At 65.9% G+C, this 19,129-nt stretch carries 14 protein-coding genes; 7 read left to right on the top strand and 7 right to left on the bottom strand.

The window, feature by feature from the left end; translation table 11 throughout:
• Window positions 1-431: 431 nt before the first annotated feature.
• From Q4F91_RS00070 to Q4F91_RS00050, 5 genes are all read left to right on the top strand, one after another.
• Complete coding sequence (locus tag Q4F91_RS00070) at window positions 432-1,454, top strand: amino acid ABC transporter substrate-binding protein (protein ID WP_303333725.1); 1,023 nt, start codon at window positions 432-434, stop codon at window positions 1,452-1,454.
• A gap of 109 nt (window positions 1,455-1,563) precedes the next feature.
• Entirely contained in the window at window positions 1,564-2,739 is a 1,176-nt protein-coding gene (locus Q4F91_RS00065) for an amino acid ABC transporter permease (RefSeq protein WP_303333724.1), read from the top strand.
• Window positions 2,740-2,749: 10 nt separating this feature from the next.
• The gene (locus tag Q4F91_RS00060; protein ID WP_303333723.1) at window positions 2,750-3,847 is read left to right on the top strand and encodes an amino acid ABC transporter permease; all 1,098 of its coding nucleotides are present in this window, start codon (window positions 2,750-2,752) and stop codon (window positions 3,845-3,847) included.
• A gap of 25 nt (window positions 3,848-3,872) precedes the next feature.
• The gene (locus Q4F91_RS00055; RefSeq protein WP_303333722.1) at window positions 3,873-4,373 is read left to right on the top strand and encodes an AtaL-like protein; all 501 of its coding nucleotides are present in this window, start codon (window positions 3,873-3,875) and stop codon (window positions 4,371-4,373) included.
• Between the two features lie 153 nt (window positions 4,374-4,526).
• On the top strand, window positions 4,527-6,842 hold the full coding sequence (locus tag Q4F91_RS00050) for a Tex family protein (RefSeq protein WP_303333721.1): 2,316 nt from the start codon (window positions 4,527-4,529) through the stop codon (window positions 6,840-6,842).
• Window positions 6,843-6,941: 99 nt separating this feature from the next.
• Here the strand turns inward: Q4F91_RS00050 and Q4F91_RS00045 are convergent, their stop codons facing one another.
• Window positions 6,942-8,285 carry a solute carrier family 23 protein gene (locus Q4F91_RS00045; protein WP_303333720.1) on the bottom strand — a complete coding sequence of 448 codons (1,344 nt, stop codon included), beginning with the start codon at window positions 8,283-8,285 and terminating at the stop codon, window positions 6,942-6,944.
• Between the two features lie 267 nt (window positions 8,286-8,552).
• Between Q4F91_RS00045 and Q4F91_RS00040 the strand changes: the two genes are divergently transcribed.
• Window positions 8,553-10,154 (top strand): peptide chain release factor 3, encoded by a 1,602-nt coding sequence (locus tag Q4F91_RS00040; protein ID WP_303333719.1) that lies wholly within the window; start codon window positions 8,553-8,555, stop codon window positions 10,152-10,154.
• 79 nt (window positions 10,155-10,233) lie between these two features.
• Here the strand turns inward: Q4F91_RS00040 and hydF are convergent, their stop codons facing one another.
• The 6 genes from hydF to Q4F91_RS00010 all read right to left on the bottom strand — a co-directional run bounded on the left by hydF (window position 10,234) and on the right by Q4F91_RS00010 (window position 17,881).
• The gene (gene hydF / locus Q4F91_RS00035) at window positions 10,234-11,472 is read right to left on the bottom strand and encodes a [FeFe] hydrogenase H-cluster maturation GTPase HydF (protein WP_303333718.1); all 1,239 of its coding nucleotides are present in this window, start codon (window positions 11,470-11,472) and stop codon (window positions 10,234-10,236) included.
• Window positions 11,473-11,626: 154 nt separating this feature from the next.
• Window positions 11,627-12,313: a cytochrome b/b6 domain-containing protein gene (locus tag Q4F91_RS00030; protein WP_303333717.1), complete on the bottom strand. Its 687-nt coding sequence runs from the start codon at window positions 12,311-12,313 to the stop codon at window positions 11,627-11,629.
• Window positions 12,306-12,662, bottom strand: a complete 357-nt coding sequence (locus Q4F91_RS00025; RefSeq protein ID WP_303333716.1) for an iron hydrogenase small subunit — start codon at window positions 12,660-12,662, stop codon at window positions 12,306-12,308. The genes Q4F91_RS00030 and Q4F91_RS00025 overlap by 8 nt, the downstream gene beginning before the upstream one ends.
• Before the next feature lie 24 nt (window positions 12,663-12,686).
• Window positions 12,687-14,036, bottom strand: coding sequence for a [Fe-Fe] hydrogenase large subunit C-terminal domain-containing protein (locus tag Q4F91_RS00020; protein ID WP_303333715.1), 1,350 nt, complete (start codon window positions 14,034-14,036; stop codon window positions 12,687-12,689).
• 515 nt (window positions 14,037-14,551) lie between these two features.
• On the bottom strand, window positions 14,552-15,868 hold the full coding sequence (locus tag Q4F91_RS00015) for a coproporphyrinogen III oxidase family protein (RefSeq protein ID WP_303333714.1): 1,317 nt from the start codon (window positions 15,866-15,868) through the stop codon (window positions 14,552-14,554).
• Window positions 15,869-16,051: 183 nt separating this feature from the next.
• Window positions 16,052-17,881, bottom strand: coding sequence for a long-chain fatty acid--CoA ligase (locus Q4F91_RS00010; protein WP_303333713.1), 1,830 nt, complete (start codon window positions 17,879-17,881; stop codon window positions 16,052-16,054).
• A gap of 241 nt (window positions 17,882-18,122) precedes the next feature.
• Between Q4F91_RS00010 and cysK the strand changes: the two genes are divergently transcribed.
• Window positions 18,123-19,046, top strand: a complete 924-nt coding sequence (cysK, locus tag Q4F91_RS00005) for a cysteine synthase A (RefSeq protein WP_303333712.1) — start codon at window positions 18,123-18,125, stop codon at window positions 19,044-19,046.
• Window positions 19,047-19,129 lie beyond the last annotated feature (83 nt).

Here is a 19,129-nt window from a genome sequence, read left to right as displayed (position 1 = left end):
GGCGCGGGAGAGGCGCGGGCGGTGTGCGTCGGAATGGATCTGCGGATCCGGTGGTGTGTGATGTTCGGGCGGGGCAGGGGGATGGGGGAAAACTGCCGCCCGTATTAGACGCAGATCAGAGATATTAACACAAAGCAATTACTAAGCGTTTGTTTTTCCGCGTTATTTTACTTTAGAGTGAGATGGTGCGTCTCCACGGCGGCAGTGTCTCTGCGGGCGGTTCATGAAATCGCGGCAGGGGTTTTGCTGCGGCACTGTGTAAACTTTCCCGGTCGGCCGCCTCTCCCGTCAGAGGAGGCGCTGGCCGTCCTCCCCCCTCGTCCTCCCCCGGAGAAGGGGGATGCGCCTCACTCGGAAAGGCGGATCCCTCGCGACATGCCGGGCCCGGGCGAAAAATCAGCCGGTACGTCCTTCCTCAGGAAACCACAATCATGAAAATCAAGCTCCTCTCCGCCGCCGTCGTCCTCGCGGGCGCCACCGCCGCCGCTCCCGCCTTCGCCGGTGCCACGCTCGACAAGATCAAGGCCAACGATCTACTCGTCTGCGGCGTCAACACCTCGGCCCCGGGCTTCTCGAGCGCCGACAGCCAGGGCCGCTGGCAGGGCCTCGACGTGAACACCTGCCGCGCCGTCGCGGCGGCCATCCTCGGCGACGCCGACAAGGTGAAGTACGTTCCGCTCAGCTCGACGCAGCACATGGCCGCCCTCGCCTCGGGCGAGATCGACATGCTCGCGCGCAACACGACCTGGACGATGACCCGTGACGCGAGCCACGGCAACGTCTTCGTCGCCGTCTCCTACTACGACGGCCAGGGCTTCATGGTCCCGAAGTCCCTCGGCGTGAAGAGCATCAAGGAGCTCGACGGCGCCACGGTCTGCGTGCAGACGGGCACCACGACCGAGAAGACCACCGCCGACTGGTTCCACTCCCACGGCATGACCTACAAGACGGTCGTCTTTGACACGACCGAGGCCACGCAGAGCGCCTTCATCTCCGGCCGCTGCGACGTCTACACGACCGACATGTCCGACCTCGCCGGCGTGCGCACGGTCGCTCCCGATCCCTCGAAGTTCGACATCCTTCCCGAGACGATCTCCAAGGAGCCCCTCGGCCCGGCGGTCCGCCGCGGCGACTGGGAGTTCTTTGAAATCGTCCGCTGGTCCTTCCAGGCCTTCCTCGGCGCCGAGGAACTCGGCGTGACGCAGGCCAACGTCGACGAAATGCGCAAGAACTCGCGCGACCCGAACGTGATGCGTCTCGTCGGCTCGGGCGAGGACATGGGCCGCATGCTCGGTCTCGACAAGGACTGGTCGTACCGTATCATCAAGCAGGTGGGCAACTACGGCGAGTCCTGGACGAAGTACTTCGGCCCGACGACGCCGCTCAACCTCCCGCGCGGCATGAACAAGCTCTGGACGGAAGGCGGCCTGATGTACGCCATGCCGATCCGCTGATCGCCTGTTTTCTCTCTGAAGCTCCCCGCCCGTTCCTGCGCGGCGGGGATCGAAGGCTCCGGGCCGCCGCCGCGGCTCCCGGAGCTTTTCCTGTTCAAAACTTCCCCAAATGCTTTTCCGAGATACCTTCGGCATCGTTCCCGGCGATGAGGCCTGGATCGCACGTGAGAAAGCCCGCCGCAGACGTGAGTACACGATCCAGGCGGTCCTGATCCTTCTGCTCGTCGCCTTTGTCGCGGTGCTCGCGACAAATGTCGAGGCGAATCTCGCCGCGAAGAACATCAAGAGCGGCTTCCACTTCCTGATGAATCGCGCGGGCTTCGAGATCTCCGACCGGCTCGTCGAATACTCGAGCAACGATCCGCTCTGGAAGGCCTTCTTCACGGGCCTCTTGAACACGCTGCGCGTCTCCGCGCTCACGATCCTCACCTCGACCGTGCTCGGCATCGTCGTGGGTCTGATGCGCCTCTCGAGGAACGGCGTCGTGCGGCTCCTGGGCGCCGCGCATGTCGAGGCGTACCGCAACATCCCGCTCCTCGTGCTCCTTCTCGCGCTCTACCTCGTCGTGACGGAGCTTCTGCCGGGCGTTCGCCAGGCCTGGCACATCGGCGACTGGGTCTATCTCTCAAAGACCGGCTTCCTCTACACCTCGCCCGTCTGGAGCTGGGCAGCGCTCGCCGCCGCGGGCGCGGGTTTCGCCGCGGGCGTCGTCACTGCATTGATCGCGCGCCGCACGCAGACCGGCCTCGTCTCGTCGGGCTGCGGCATCGTCGCCTTCGTCGTCGTCTTCATCGCCTGCTGGGTCGCCGCGGGCGTGATCGGCGGCTGGAACCATCCGGTGGCGACGCGCTTCTCGATGCGGGGCGGCACGCAGCTCACGCCCGAGTTTCTCACTCTCTGGCTCGGTCTCACGCTCTACACCTCGGCGATGATCGCCGAGATCGTCCGCGCGGGCGTGCAGTCCGTGCGCCCCGGACAGTGGGACGCCGCGATGGCGCTCGGGTTCCGCAGCCGCGAGACCGTGAGCTACATCATCTTCCCGCAGGCGATGCGCCTCATCGTTCCGCCGCTCGCGAGCCAGTACATGACGCTCACGAAGAATTCCTCGCTCGCCGTGCTCGTCGGCTACTCCGACCTCGTGAACGTCGGCACGACCGTGATGAACGTCACCGGTCAGGCGCTCGAGGTGATCTGCATCATCATGGGCGTCTACCTCACGGTGAACCTTCTGATCTCGGTCGTGATGAACCGCTTCAACGCCCGCATCATGCGCGCGCCGCAGTAAGGAGACGGTGATGACCACACAGAACAGCCGCCGCCGTCCCGGAATCATCGACCGCATCCGCGAGAACTGCTTCTACTCGCCCGCCGCGGGCGTGATCTCCGTGGTGCTCGGCGCCGCCATCCTCTTCATTCTTGGCTGGCTCCTCAAATGGGCCGTGCTCGACGCCGTCTGGCGCGCCGATCTCGGCGCGTGCAGGGCGGCCACGGGCGCCTGCTGGGGATTCGTCGCCGAGAAGTGGCGCCTCATCATCTTCGGGCGCTTCCCCTATGAGCTGCAGTGGCGCCCGGCGCTCGCCACCGGGATCATCGTGCTCATGCTCGTCATCTCCGCCGTCCCCGCGCTCTGGACGCGCCAGGGCGCGCTCGCGCTCCTCTGGGGCTGGGTCGCGGCCTTCGTCGCCTTCCTCGTGCTGATGATCGGCGGCGTCTTCGGGCTTGAGGAGATCAGCACCGACATGTGGGGCGGCCTGCCCCTCACGGTGATCCTCACGCTCTTCGGCATGGCGGCCTCCTCGCCCATCGGCATCGCGCTCGCCATCGGCCGCCGCAGCAAGCTGCCGATCGTCTCCGCCGTCTCGACGGGCTACATCGAGCTCGTGCGCGGCGTGCCGCTCATCACGGTGCTTTTCGTCGCCACCTTCGTCTTCCCGCTCCTGATGCCCTCGTGGATGCAGATCGACGCCTTCTGGCGCGTCGCGATCGGCATCACGCTCTTCCAGGCCGCGTACATGGCCGAGACCGTCCGAGGCGGTCTGCAGACGATCTCCGAAGGGCAGTTCGCCGCCGCCCGCTCGCTCGGCCTCACCGAGCGGCAGTGCTACACGTCGGTGATCCTGCCGCAGGCGCTCGTCGCGATCATCCCGGCCTTCGTCAACAGCCTGCTCTCGTGCTTCATGGACACCTCGCTCGTGACGGTGGTCTCCATGTTCGACCTGACCGGCAGCCTCAGGCTCGCGCTCGGCGACGCGCACTGGCGCCCCTACTTCATCGAGGGCTACGCCTTCATCGCGCTCGTCTACTTCGTCTCGAGCTTCATCATCTCGCGCTACAGCCAGTGGCTCGAGCGCCGGCTGATCGGCTCGAAGGAACGCCGCACGATCCAGATCTGACGCACTTTCTTCAGGACCCGATTCCATGAAATTCCACGAACACATCGTCCGCGCCTCCCTGCCGGAGCTTCCCTTCAGGCTCTCGCGCGCGGAGCTCGCCGCCGGCATCGCCGACTTCGCGCGGCACCCCGACAAGTACATCCAGGACGCCACGGGTTCGCGCATCGTCGCCGCGCTTCCGGGCGCCCCCGAGGGCGGCGAGCGCTTCGAGCGCGAGATCAGCTTCGGCTCGCTCACCTTCCGCGAGCTCGTCGAGATCCGTGCGGACGGCAGCTGCCGCGCCCGCGCGGAGGCCGAGGGCGCCCGCCCGGGGTCGGATTTCGTGATCTCGATCGAGGAGCCCGAGCCCGAGGTCTTCTTCGTGCGCTTCACCTACCACGAGGACCGCGAGGTGAAGGCGGAGTCGGTCGAGGAGAAGCGGTTCCTCGAACTGAGGCGCCTCGCCTACGAGCTCAAGGACCGGGACGTGGTCTCGAAGATCCTCGACGATCTCACGAAGGCTTTCGTTACAGCCGCGCACGCCTGAGATCCCCCGGGACCCGCGTATCATTCAGGGCGCCCGTCTGCAGGTCAGGCGGGCGTCTTTGTCTCTCCCCCAAGCCGCAGTCCCCGCTGTTCACGCCGGAGCCGCGGGGGGAGAGGTGTTTTGAAGATTCCCTCAGGATAAGAATTTCAGTCCATGACCAGCATGCTCCCGGCGCGCATCAGCGCGCGAATCGCTCAGGAGATCACCGCCCGTCCCGCCCAGGTCGAGGCCGCGGCCGCGCTCCTTGACGACGGCGCCACGGTGCCCTTCATCGCCCGCTACCGCAAGGAGGCCACGGGCGGCCTCACCGACGCGCAGCTGCGAACGCTCGAGGAGCGGCTTGTGTACCTTCGCGAGCTCGATGACCGCCGTGAGACCGTGCTCGCCGCCATCGAGGCCGCGGGCAAACTCACCGACGAACTGCGTGCGCAGATCATGGAGGCCGACACCAAGCAGGCCCTCGAGGACCTCTACGCGCCCTACAAGAGCAAGCGCCGCACGCGCGCGGCGATCGCCCGCGAGGCGGGCCTCGAGCCCCTCGCCGACCGCATCCTCGCCGACCGCACGGTCGACCCGACGGAGGCCGCGCAGGCCTTCGTCGATGCGGAAAAGGGCTTCGCCGACGCCGCCGCGGTGCTGAACGGTGCCCGCGACATCCTCGCCGAGCGCTTCAGCCTCGACGTGAAGATCCGCGAGACGCTGCGCGCCTTCATGGCGAACCGCGGCGAGCTCGTGAGCCGCGTCGTGGAGGAGAAGCGCGCCGAGGCCGAGAAGTTCCGCGACTACTTCGAGTTCAGCGAGCCGCTCTCGAAGGTCCCCTCGCACCGTGCGCTCGCCATCCTCCGCGGCCGCCGCGAAGGGTTCCTCAACGTCGCCGTCGAGCTCCCGCCCGAGGAGGAGCAGATGACGCCGCATCCCGCGGAGGCGCGCCTCGCCGACCTCGTGCAGGTCGCCCGCACGGGGCGCGCCGCCGACGAATGGCTCCTCTCGGTCTGCCGCTGGACCTGGCGCGTGAAGTCGCGCATCTCGATCGAGACGGACCTCCTCGAGGAGATGCGCGAGCGCGCCGAGGAGACCGCGATCGGCGTCTTCGGCGAGAACCTGCGCGATCTGCTGCTCGCCGCCCCGGTCGGTCACCACGCCGTGGTGGGCCTTGACCCGGGCTTCCGCACGGGCGTGAAGGCCGCCGTCATCGATGACACGGGCCGCGTGCTCGCGCATGACGTGCTGATGATGCACACGGGCGAGGCGGCGCGCGAGGGCGCGAAGCTGAAGCTCGCGCGCCTCATCACCGCGCACAAGGCCGCGTTCGTCGCGATCGGCAACGGCACCGCGAGCCGCGAGACCTCCGCCGTCGTGGGCGAGGTGTTCCGCGAGCACCCGGAGGCGAAGGCGATCCGCGTGATCGTGAGCGAGGCCGGCGCCTCGGTCTACTCCGCCTCCGAGCTCGCGAGCGAGGAGCTCCCCGGACTTGACGTGAGCTACCGCGGCGCGGTCTCGATCGCCCGCCGTCTGCAGGATCCGCTCGCCGAGCTCGTGAAGATCGACCCCAAGGCGATCGGCGTGGGCCAGTACCAGCATGACGTCGACCACCAGAAGCTCGAGCGCCGCCTCTCGGCGGTGGTCGAGGACTGCGTGAACTTCGTCGGCGTCGACGTGAACACGGCGAGCCCGCAGCTTCTCGCGCATGTCGCCGGTCTCACGCGCCGCGTCGCGCAGGAGATCGTCAACTACCGCGAGTCCCACGGCGCCTTCCGCGACCGCGAGGCCCTGAAGGACGTTCCCTACCTCGGTGACGCCCGTTTCCTGCAGGCGGCCGGCTTCCTGCGCATCCACCGCGGCGCCAATCCGTTGGACGGCACGGGCGTGCACCCCGAGTCCTACGGCGTCGTGAAGCGCATCGTCGCGAAGCTCGGCCTCGCGAGCGTGAAGGACCTGATGGGCAACGCCCAGCTTCTCGGGCGCCTGCGCCCGCAGGACTACGCCGACGAGAAGTTCGGCGCCCCGACGGTGCTCGACATCATCCGCGAGCTTGAGAAGCCCGAGCGCGATCCGCGCGCAGAGTTCAAGACGGCGGAGTTCAAGGACGAGATCCAGTCGATCGAGGATCTGCGCCCCGGCATGAAGCTCGAGGGCGTCGTCGCCAACGTCGCCGCCTTCGGCGCGTTCGTTGACGTGGGCGTCCATGTGAACGGCCTCGTGCACGTCTCGGCGCTCGCCGACCACTTCGTGCGTGATCCGCGCGAGGAAGTCCGCGTGGGCCAGGTCGTGAAGGTCACCGTCGTGGAGGTCGACACGGCGCGCCAGCGCATCGCGCTCTCCATGCGCTCGGACGGCCAGGCCGGTCCCGGGGCAGGGCAGGGCCGCCAGCGCGGCCAGGACCGCCAGGGGCGCGAGCGCGGCGACCGCGGCGGAAGGGCGCCGCAGCAGACCGCGCTCGGCGCGGCCTTCGCGAAGCTGAAGCGCTGATCGGCAGTCTCTTCCTGAGACCAAAAACAACCCCGGCCTGATGAAGTTCAAGCCGGGGTTCTTTGCCTGCGGGAGAGGCGGTTTCAGGCGGGTGAGGCCTTACTCCTCGTCCTTCTTCTCCGTGAGGTCGGCCTCATGGGGCTGGGCATTGGGGTTGCCCGCCGACATGCGCTCGCCGAAGGCCATCAGGGCATTCAGGATGATCGCGCCGAAGGTCGCCGTGCCGATGCCGCCCAGCGTGAAGTTGCCGATGTGAATCGTGAAGTCGCCGGCGCCGAGAATCAGCGTGACCGCGGCGACGATCAGGTTGCGGTTGTCGCCGAAGTCCACATGGTTGACGACCCAGACGCGGGCGCCCGCGACGGCGATCAGACCGAAGACGACGATCGAGGTGCCGCCGAGGATCGGCTGCGGAATCGTCTGGATGACGGCGCCGAACTTGGGCGAGAAGCCGAGGATGATCGCGAAGATCGCGGCGATCGGGAAGAGGAGCGTGGAGTAGACGCGGGTGGCCGCCATCACGCCGATGTTCTCGCCGTAGGTCGTCACGCCCGTGCCGCCGAAGGAGGCCGAGACCATGGTCGCGATGCCGTCGCCGAGGAACGCGCGGCCCATGTACGGGTCGAGGTTGCGGCCCGTCATCGCGGTGACGGCCTTGATGTGGCCGAGGTTCTCACCGACGAGGATGATCACGACCGGGGCGATCAGCGTGATCGCCGAGACCGAGAACTCGGGGCTCGAGAACTGCGGGACGCCGAACCAGGCGGCCTCACCGATCTTCGCGAAGTCGATCGGGGTGCCGAGGCCGAGGCCGTTCGTGAGGACCGCGTAGATCGCGTACGAGATGCCGAGGCCCACGAGGATGAGGAGCTTCTGGATGAGGCCGCGCGTGTAGACCGCGACGCCGCCCACGCAGCAGACCGTGAGGAGCGCGATCCAGGCGTTGAAGTCGGTGCCGCCCACGCTCGCGACCGCGGTCGGGGCGAGGTTGAGACCGATCACCGCCACGACGGCGCCGGTGACGACCGGGGGCATCAGGCGCTCGATCCACTTGACGCCCGTGGCCATCACGATGAGGCCGACCAGGCAGTAGATGAGGCCGCAGACGATGATGCCGCCCAAGGCCACCGGGATGTTCGCGTTCGCGCCCGAGCCGGCGACGTAGCCGGTGGCGGCGATCACGACGCCGATGAAGGCGAACGAGCTGCCGAGGTAGCTCGGGACGTGGCCGCCGACGAGCACGAAGAAGATGAGCGTGCCGATGCCGCTCATCAGGATGGCCAGGTTGGGATCGAAGCCCATGAGGAGCGGCGCGAGGATGGTCGAGCCGAACATGGCGACGACGTGCTGCACGCCGAGGGCGATCGTCTGACCGGCGGGCAGGCGCTCGTCGGGGGCGATGATGCCGGAGGTCTTCAGTTTCCAGGTGGGGAAGTAACTCATGGCGGAGAGGGTCCTTCGTGAAAAAACACAAACGGCCTAATTTTAGGCCCGCGTAACGAGATATTTCATTTGTTTGACATCCCTGCGGGACCCCCTTCCGGGGAGGTGCCGCGGCGCGCGGAAGCTCCGGAAGGCACTGCTAAAATATCTCTCTTTTTTCGCGCCGGCCGCCCCTCGAGGAGAGGGTGCTGCGGTCCCGCGCGTGTTTCACACCGGTTTCCGCTTTCTCCCGGCCAAGGGGGAAAGGCTCCCCGAGACAAAGACACAATGACGAGTCCGAATCCGGCGCTCGTGCGCGACGTTGAGCAACGGCGCACCTTCGCCATCATTTCCCACCCTGACGCGGGCAAGACAACCCTTACCGAGAAGCTGCTGCTCTTCGGCGGCGCCATCCAGATGGCCGGCGCCGTGAAGGGCCGCAAGGCCGCCCGCCACGCCACCTCCGACTGGATGGAGGTCGAGAAGCAGCGCGGCATCTCGGTGACGAGCTCGGTGATGCAGTTCCATTACCGCGACCATGTCATCAACCTGCTCGACACCCCGGGCCACGAGGACTTCTCCGAGGACACGTACCGCGTGCTCACGGCCGTTGACGCGGCCGTGATGGTGATCGACGCCGCCAAGGGCGTCGAGGCGCAGACGATCAAGCTCCTCGAGGTCTGCCGTATGCGCAAGACCCCGATCATCACCTTCATCAACAAGTTTGACCGTGAGGTGCGTGATCCGCTCGACCTGTTGGGCGAGATCGAGAGCGTGCTGAAGCTTCAGTGCGTCCCGATCACCTGGCCGATCGGCATGGGCAAGACCTTCCGCGGCGTGTTCTCGCTCCTGAAGAACCACCTCGTGCGCTTCACGCCGGGCGAGGACCGGCTGACCTCGGACCGCGAACTGATCGAGGGTCTCGACAACCCCGAGCTTGACGAGCTCTTCCCCATGGAGATGCCCTACGTGCGCGAGTCGATCGAGCTCGTCCAGGGCGCGACCGAGCCCTTCAGCCTCGAGAAGTTCCTCGCGGGCGACCAGAGCCCGGTGTTCTTCGGTTCGGGCGTCAACAACTTCGGCGTCGAGGACGTTCTCAACGCCCTCGTCGACTGGGCGCCGTCCCCGCTGCCGCGTGACGCGGGCGCCCGCATGGTCGAGCCCACCGAGTCGCCCTTCTCGGGCTTCGTCTTCAAGATCCAGGCCAACATGGATCCGCGCCACCGTGACCGCATCGCGTTCTTCCGCGTGTGCTCGGGCCGCTACCAGCCCGGCATGAAGGTGATGCACGTCCGCGAGGGCCGCGAGATGAAGATCCCCAACGCGCTCACCTTCATGGCGCAGGACCGCGTGATCATGGATGACGCCGTCGCGGGCGACATCATCGGCATCTACAACCACGGGCAGCTCCACATCGGCGACACGCTCACCTCGGGCGAGAAGCTCGGCTTCACGGGCATCCCGAACTTCGCGCCGGAGCTCTTCCGCGCCGCGCGCAGCAAGGATCCCTTCAAGGCCAAGCAGCTCCAGAAGGGTCTGCAGGAACTCGGCGAGGAGGGCGCGATCCAGGTCTTCACGGGCGAGTTCGGCAACATCATGCTCGGCGCCGTCGGTCAGCTCCAGTTCGAGATCGTCGCGCAGCGCCTCGCCGACGAGTACAAGGTCGACGCGCTCTACGAGTCGACCGACGTCTCGACGGCCCGCTGGCTCTCCTTCCCGGACGCGAACACGAAGCGCGAGTTCGAGGCCGAGCAGGGCGCCCGCATCGCCACCGACGTGAACGGCAACCAGGTCTACCTCGCCACCTCGATCTACAACCTCGAGACGACGATGAAGCACTGGCCGCAGGTGACCTTCCACACCACCCGCGAGATGAACCAGGTCTTCTGATCCATCTTCGGTCAGTTCCCGAAAAGCACGAAGGCCCGCGAAATTCGCGGGCCTTCGGCGCATTCAGGGGAGGGAGAACTTACTCAGCCTTTGCCATGGCGGCCCGGTACGCGGCGAGCGCGTCCGGGTGGCAGGAGAGCACGCGCTCGAGGTACCCGCGCAGGTAGCAGATGGCGAGACCGTAGTTCGTCATCGGCACGCCCTGGGCCTTGGCGCGGCGCAGGCGCATGAGCAGGTGGCGGCGCGTCACCACGCAGCCGCCGCACTGGATGAGGACCGCGTAGGGCGTGAGGTCGTCGGGGAAGTCCTTGCCGACGGCGATGTCGATCTGGAGGTTCTTGCCGGTCTTCTCGCGCAGCCAGCGCGGGATCTTCAGGCGTCCGATGTCATCCTTCTGCGGATGGTGGCTGCAGGTCTCGCAGATGAGCACGCGGTCGCCGTCCTTGAGGCGCGAGAGCGCCGCGGTGCCCTCGGCGAGGGCCACGAGGTCGTTCTTCGCGTAGGCCATCTGCAGCGAGAAGGTCGTGAGCGGAATCGACTCCGGGGTCTGGCGGGCGACGTCGTCGATCGCCTGGGAGTCCGTCATCACGAAGGCGGGCGGGGTCTTCAGGTCCGCGATCGCCTCGGCGACGCGGTCCTGCTGGATCACGTAGGCCTTGGCGTGGGCGTCAAGCAGCTCGCGGATCGCCTGCACCTGCGGGAGGATGAGGCGGCCCTTCGGCGCGCCCGTGTCGATCGGGGTGACGAGGATCACCGCGTCGCCCGCGTGCGCGAGGTCGCCGGCGATCGGGCGGTCGGGCTCGGTCTCGTCCGAGACGGTGCGGATGATCGCCTGACGCAGTTCATCGATGCCCGTGCGGTTCTGCGCGTCGGTCACGACCACGGGGATGCCCCAGGAGCGGGCCTCGGCGAGGAGGGCTTCCGAGGGGGCGTGCAGGTCGGCCTTGTTGAGGACGAGCACGGCCGAGGTGCCGAGCTCCTTCGCGCGGTCGAGGAGCTCCCGGTCGTCCGCCTCGAGGCCGGCGGCCGAGGCGACGATGAGGGCGAGGTCCACCCATTCGAGCACGGTCTTCGAGCGCTCGACGCGGGCAGCGCCGAGGTCGCCCACGTCATCGACGCCGGCGGTGTCGATGAAGACGACCGGGCCGATCGGGGCGAGTTCGCAGGCCTTCTCCACCGGGTCGGTGGTGGTGCCGGGAACGGCCGAGACGATCGAGATGCGCTGGTTGGTGAGCGCGTTGGCGAGCGAGCTCTTGCCGGCGTTGCGTCGGCCGAAGAGCCCGATGTGGATTCTGAGTCCCTTGGGCGTGTCAAGCATTTGGTCTTCTCCGAGGTTTGCTGTTGACAGGGGTACGTGCGTTTTGTTGGTGTAGTTATAAGCAAAAAGGCCGGACATTCAAATCCGGCCTTTTTGGTCAGAGCCGTGTCCTTATGGAGCGGAAACGGCTTCTGTTATGCATCACATCGGTGAATTACTTCTCGATGTTGGTGCGGATCACGTCGCGCTCAAGCCAGAGCGGAGCGTGGTGCTCGGCGGCTTCCCACGAGATCGTGCCCGGGCCGAGGCGCCAGATGCCCTTGAAGTGGGACATCGAGAGCAGCGCGAGCGGGATGTGGGCGCAGACGACGAGGATCGAGCAGATGATCGAGCCCCAGACGTGGAAGTAGAACATGAGCATGTAGACGAGCTTGCCCGTGACAGGCGCGCCGAGCCACAGCATCCAGCCGGTGACGGCGAGAGCGGCGATCATGCCCATGAACATGAGGTAGGAGGCCTTCTGGCCGCCGTTGTAACGGCCCTGCGGCGGAACCGTCTCAGGCCCGAGCGGGATGCCGAAGAAGCGGCGGGGGTAGTTGCCGAAGTTCAGGAACCAGCGCAGCGTGTTGCTGTCCCACTCGAGGCAGGCGCGCATGATGAGCGCGAAGCGGTCCGGAGCGAGGACGATGAAGGCGAGCAGGTTGAACGTGAAGATCGCGCCGAGGATCAGGTGGGCAAGCATCACGGCTTCGGCAGCCTCGTTGGAGATGTCGAAGAAGTAGACGTACATGCCGGTGAACAGGAGCGCGAACCAGGTGATGGCGTTCACCGAGTGGAAGACCTTGTCAGGCGCATGGAAGCGCAGAATGCGGTCATTGGGGGCGGCATTGATTTCAGACATGAGCACCCTCCGTGATCTGGGCGAGCATGGAACGGGGATAGTAGTGGGTGTGGAGCAGCTCGTGCATCGTGTGATCGACGGGCTTGGTCTTGAGGTCCTTGTAGACGCTCATGACGACCTGGTTCTGGTGCGAGGCAGTCAGACCCATCTTCTGGCAGAGCTGGTCATCCTCGTAGAGACCCGCCTGGCGGGCGAGGATGATCGAGTTGCGGCGGGCGACCATGTCACCGATGGCCCAGCCGCAGACGACGGCCGCGCCGATGCACAGGCCGCTCACCTTCAGGAATCCGCGGCGACCGAGAATCAGTGCTGCGGGGCGTTCCGCATAGGAATAGTTTTCAGACAGCATATTGTTTGAACCTCAGTGCAGGGATTAGATGCGCGTGGGCAGCGGGAAGGTCGGCTTGAGCCAGGCCGTGCCGCAGGACTGGACCGGCTGGCCGCCGCCGTTCACGCAGCCGCCCGGGCAGTTCATCACCTCGATGAAGTGATAGCGGTTCGGGTCCTGGCGGACGCGCTCGACCACTTCCTTGACGCCCTGGTTGCAGCCGTTGACGACGCAGACGCGCACTTCGAAGATCTTGCCGCCGAGGGCCTTGACAGGCACCGGGATGGTGGCTTCGACGATCGCGTTGTTGTGGCCGCGGACGACCTCGATGTTGCCGTTCTCGAGCTCCTTGCCGGAGAGGGCGAAGTAGGCCGTGCGGAGCGCGGCTTCCATCACGCCGCCGGAGGCGCCGAAGATGGTGGCGGCACCGGTGTAGACCTCGAGCGGGGCGCGCTCGCGCTCCTTGCTCATGAGCAGCGGGTTGATGCCCTTGCGGCGGAAGAGCTCGGCGAGGTCACGCACCGTGAGGGACGCGTCGATGTCCTGGAACGGGGGCGTGTTGGCCGGGATCTCCTTGTTGGCGATGAGCCAGCGCCAGGCCGAGTTCATCTCGGGGCGGGAGGCCTCGAAGATCTTGGCCGTGCAGGGCGTGCAGGAGACGAAGTAGACCTTGCGCGGGTCGCACTTGAGGATGTGCTTCGCAGCCCAGGTCTTCGCGAGCGTGCCGCCCATCTGGAGCGGGGACTTCGCGGTCGAGAGGTGCGGGAGCATGTCGGCGCAGTACGTCTCGGCGTACTTGACCCAGCCCGGGCAGCAGGAGGTGAAGTGCGGGAACGGATGGAGACCCTGTTCGTCAACCTCCGGGCCGCGCTCGCCGAGGATCCAGTACTGGACCTTCTTCACGAACTCGGTGCCTTCCTCGATGATCGTCTGGTCAGCCGTCGAGTTGCAGTCATAGGTGACGAAGCCGCAGGCCTCGAGGGCGTTGACGAGCTGGGCCGTGGAGAGAGCGCCCGGCTCGCCGCCGAATTCCTCGCAGATCGCGACGCGCACGGCCGGCGAGGGCTGGGCGACGACGATGCGGTCCTTGGCATCGAGCACGGCCTCGACCTGGTCGACGAAGCTCATCTGCTCGATGGCGTTGAACGGGCAGGCCACGAGGCACTGACCGCAGTAGAGGCACGCGTCATCCTTGATCTCGTGCTTCGCGCCGAGACCGCCCGTGATGGCATCAGCCGGGCAGAACTTGCGGCACGTGTCGCAGCCGACGCAGTGCTCCTTGTTGATGTGAATGATCCCGCGAAGTTCACCCTTGCGCAGGTTGCCTACATAGGCCGGGCCGTTCTGGCCCCAGGCGTTTTCGCCAGGTGCGAACGTACGAACCTTGGTCGTCATGGATAGTTTCTCCGGAGAGGAGAAGCAACACCGCCCCTGGGGGTCGCACCGGTCTCGCCGGGACTCTCGGGGGTGTGCATTCTTCCTGTCTCGTTGCTCGCCCCTCGGGATCGCGTGCGGGACTCTTTTGGAGGAGGGTTCTGCACGGGGGTTGTCGAGGCCGTCAGGGCGTGGTTTATTTTTTTGTGCGGGAGTAAGTCCCGGCGACATGAAAAGTCCCGGGAGGCTCTCGCGAACGAGCGAATTTTATCGTGCGGCCTAACCGAAAGTCAGTGTAGGTAGTACCTATTACGAGATATCTTTATCTAGTTATTAAGTATTCGAGGTAGGAGTTTTTTTCTGCGGTTTAATCAAGATCAAAGCCCCGGACCTATGGTTGCAAAACGGTGCATTTCCGATGAATTCCCGAGAAAATCACTCAGGATTTCGCCGCTCCGGAGCATGAAAAAAGAGGAACGGCCGCACGGGGTGACCGTTCCTCCTTTCCGGAATAGCGCTTTCGGAGTGCCGGCCGCTTACATGTCGGCTTCCTTGAGCGGAGCGCGCAGCTCGGCGCGGACGTGATCCATGCCCGAGTAGAAGGCCTTCATCATCACGAGGCCGAGGAACTTGCCCGCGTCGGTGACGATGATGTGGTCGGGATCCTCCGGGTCGTCCTTGATGGCGCCCGAGAGCTTGAGGGCGAGCATCTCCTTCATGAGGTACCGGTCGAGGTTCACGCCGTGCACCTCGCGGAAGTACTTGCGCGAGAGGCGGTGCGCGAAGAGGCCGAGCAGCAGCCTGTACTGCATGATGGCGTGCTGGTCGAACTGACGGCGGCGCTCGACGCCCGTGTTGCCCTCGGCGATGCGCTCGCCGTAGCGGCGCAGGCTGAAGGTGTTCACGTAGAGGCTGTCGCCGAGGAAGCTGAAGGCGCCCGAGCCGACGCCGAGGTACTCGTCATAGTCGACGACGTACTCGTCGAAGCCCTCGTCGTTCGTGCGGCCGAAGGTCCAGCTCGTGAGCTGCCGGTAGTGCGTGCCGAGCGTGTCGAGGATGCAGCGGTACTGGTCGGCGAGCTCGATGCCGGTCGCGGCGATCGTCGCGCGCACGCTCGAGCGCGTCTGGCTCGTCACCATCAGCGGGTAGGTCGTGGTCTGGCGCGGGTTGAGCTTGAAGATCTTCTCCATGTCATCGTGGAGCACGTCGAGCGACTGGCCGCGGAAGCCGAACATCATGTCGACGTTGCACGTGGGGAAGAGCTCCTGCGCGTACTGCAGACGCTCGAAGATCTGCTCGCCCGAGCCGAACTTCTCGTAGCGGTCCGAGAGCTTGAGGATGTCGTCGTTGAAGCTCTGCACGCCGATCGACATGCGGTCGACGAGGCCCTTCAGGTTGCGGAACTGCGGCGTCATGATCACCTGCGGGTCGGTCTCGCAGGAGATTTCGCGGATCGAGGGGAAGAGCTTCCTCGCGTACTCGAGCGTCTCAATGAGTTCGTCCTCGAGGATCGTCGTCGTGCCGCCGCCCACGTACATCGCGTGGAAGTCGTAGCCGAGCGCCTTGACGTAGTCCATCTCGCGGCGCAGGTTCTTGAAGTACTCGCGGGCCTTCCATTCCTTGAAGAGGAAGCGGTGGAAGGTGCAGTACGTGCAGAGCGTGTGGCAGAACGGAATGTGTGCGTAGAGCAGGTACTTGTGGCCTTCCTGCGGCGGCGGCGGGTTCTTCAGGATGACCGGGTCGCAGTGCAGATAGCGCTTCGTGTAGTAGTCCATGACGCGGTCGGTGGTGCCGATCATCCAGTCAGGCAGAAGCTTGCGGGGCTGCGGGACGTAATGGGAGGAGGTGGTCATACGGTGTCGGGAAAGGCCTTCGGGGCACGGGAAAATTGGAATCGCGAAGAGCCGATTCTAAGAGCTTCGGGGCCGGGCGGGAAAGCCGTCGGCAGGCGATTCGAAACGAAAAGCCTCCCCGCGCGGCAGGGTGCCGCAGGAGGAGGCTCATTTAAGCGAGTGAGCGTTCACTCAGACCTTTGATCAGCCGTGCGTCGCGTAAAGCTTGGTGATCTCGGCGGCGAACTTCTTCGAGAGCGGGCCGCGCTTGAGCTTCAGCGTCGGCGTGATCAGACCGTTCTCGATCGTCCACGGCTCGGTCGTGAGAATCACCGAGCGCGGCAGCGCGTAGTTCGGGAAGTCGCCGGCGGCGGTCTTCGCGCGCTTGAGCGCGGCGGTGCGCGCGGCGGGCGCGGAGAGGCTCTCCGGGTTCTTCGGATCAAGCCCCTGGGCGGCGGCGAAGCGCTCCCACTCCTCGGTGTTCACCACCGAGATGAGCGTGAGGTACGGACGGTTCTCGCCCACGATGTAGCACTGCTCGAAGAGCGGGTCGGTCTCGATCGCGCTCTCGAGGTCCGCGGGCGGGATCTTCTCGCCCGTGCTCGTGACGATGATCTCCTTGATGCGGCCCTTGATGCGCAGCATCCCCTCGGAGTTGAACTCGCCCACGTCGCCCGTGTGGAGCCACCCGTCCTTGGTGAAGGCCTCGTCGGTGGCGTCCTCGCGGCGCCAGTAGCCCTTCATGATCGAGGGGCCGCGGATCTGGATCTCGTTGCCCTCGGCGAGGCGCAGCTCGACGTTGCAGAAGGGACGGCCCACCGTGTCGGGCTGGTTGAACTCGATGCAGTTGCCCGCGATGATCGGGCTCGCCTCGGTCATGCCGTAGCCCTGGATGATCGGTAGCCCGAGGCCGCAGAACGTGCGTGCGACCTTGTTGTTGAGCGCCGCGCCGCCCGAGATGGCGATGCGGAGCCTGCCGCCGAACTGCGAGAGCAGCATGTTGGCCATGCGGGTGACGAGGAGCGGACGGACGATGCCGTCGAGCCACGCCCGCGAGCTCTTCTCGAGCGGCATGTGGTTGCGGCGGCAGAAATCGCGCCAGCCCACCTCGACCGCCCAGTCGAAGAGCTTCTTGGCGATCGGCTTCGACTTCCTCAGCTTGTCCTGCACGCGCGCGTAGATGCGCTCGTAGACGCGCGGCACCGAGATGATGACGGTCGGGCGGATGACCTTCAGGTCCTCCGCGAGCAGCAGCACCGAGCGGTTGTACGCGATGATGCAGCCCGTGGCGAGGGCGAGGTAGTAGCCCGCGGTGCGCTCGAAGGTGTGCGAGAGCGGGAGGAACGAGAGGAACGTGTCGCCTTCGCGCGGGGAGACGCACTCGAGCGTCGCCTTCACGTTGCTCACGATGTTGCGGTGCGTGAGCATCACGCCCTTCGGACGGCCCGTGGTGCCGGAGGTGTAGACGATCGCGGCGAGGTCATCCTCGAAGGGGCCGGCCGGAAGGTCGCCCTCCCAGGCCTTGCCGTCGGCAAGCACGCTCTCAAGCGAGCGCACGCGCACCTCTCCGTCGTCCTTGTCCTCGGTCTCGCCCGCGTCCGTGATGAGGACGCTGCGCAGGTCGGGCATCTCGACGCCCGTCGCGCGGATCTGCTGCCAGCGCGAGAGCTTGTTCGTCACAAGCGTGCAGGCCTGGCTGTCAATCGTGATGAAGGCGCTCGCGCCCGGGGTGTCGATGGCGTGGAGCGGAACCGGGATGAGCCCGTTGGCAAGGGCGGCCTGGTCGGCGCAGACGTGGTCGCGGCCGTTCGGCATCAGAATGGCCACGCGGTCGCCCGGGCGCAGTCCCATGGCCGCGAAGCCGCGGCGCCATTCGAGAACATGCTCGCCGAGTTCGCCGTAGGTCCAGCTTTCCCACTTGCTTGAGGGGCGGTCGTACTGACGCAGCGCTTCCTTGTCGCCCCAGCGGCGGATGCTGTGCTCGAGCAGCTCGGGCAGTGTGGTCAGTCCATCGAGTTCACTTGATCGGCCCATTGTTCGCAGGTCCTTAAGATCTTTTTTATTCTTGGTGTGAGGGTGTGGAAAGCCTGAGGTTGGAGACGCAGTCCGCACCCGAATAAGCGAAACTAAACGTATAACAGGATGGTTGAGCCAGAACGGGTCCAAAATTAGGTAGTTACCCGTATACCATTCCGAAAAACGGCATGCTAGATTTCACAAAACGAAATGACTGGCCCGAAGTCATTCCGGGCAGCAAGATTTCAGGAGATATGAAATGACCAAGGCTTCCTCAGTTCTCGAACTCATCGGCAACACGCCGGTCGTGCGCCTCTCGCGCCTCTTCCCCGACAACGAGGTGTGGCTCAAGCTTGAGCGCACCAATCCGGGCGGATCCGTCAAGGACCGCATCGCCCTGCAGATGATCCTTGATGCGCAGGCCTCCGGCGCCCTCAAGGCGGGCGGCACGATCATCGAGCCCACGTCGGGCAACACCGGCGTCGGTCTCGCGATGGTGAGCGCCGTCCTCGGCTACCGCATGATCCTCGTGATGCCCGAGTCGATGAGCATTGAGCGCCGCCTGCTCGCCCAGGCCTACGGTGCCGAGCTCGTCCTCACGCCCGCCTCGGCCGGCATGAAGGGCGCGGTCGACCGCGCCAACGAGCTCGCCAAGGAAATCCCGGGCGCCTGGGTCGCCGGTCAGTTCAGCAACCCGAGCAATCCGAAGGTTCATGAGCTCCGCACGGGTCCCGAGATCGTCGCCGACTTCCCGCACGGCCTTGACGTCTTCGTCTCCGCCTTCGGCACCGGCGGCAACGTCTCCGGCATCTCGCGCGTCCTGAAGAAGGCCTGGCCGACGCTGCGCTCCTACGGCGTGGAGCCCGCCTCGAGCCCGCTCCTCACGGAAGGCCGCGCGGGTCCGCACCGCATCCAGGGCATCGGCGCGAACTTCGTGCCGGACAACCTCGACCGCTCCGCCGTCGACCAGTTCCTCGACATCAAGGATGACGACGCGTTCCGCTACGCCCAGCTCGCCGCCCGCAAGGAAGGCCTCCTGGTCGGCATCTCGACGGGCGCCGTGCTCGCCGCCGTCGCCGGCCTGATCGAGACGCTCCCGAAGGATTCCCGCATCCTCGCGCTCAACTTTGACACGGGCGAGCGTTACCTCTCGGTGAAGGGCTTCGTAGCCGAGAACAACTGACGTAAAACGAACGGGCGCATTTCCTCGAAAAAGGAAAAGCGCCCGTCGGCACCGGACATGGTCCGGTCAGGCCGCCTTCCGGA

The sequence above is a fragment of the Sutterella sp. genome, assembly GCF_030539355.1.
Taxonomy (GTDB): Bacteria; Pseudomonadota; Gammaproteobacteria; order Burkholderiales; family Burkholderiaceae_F; genus Sutterella.
Note: the sequence above shows the minus strand (reverse complement) of the source record. Positions and strands in the feature narration are given on the sequence as shown.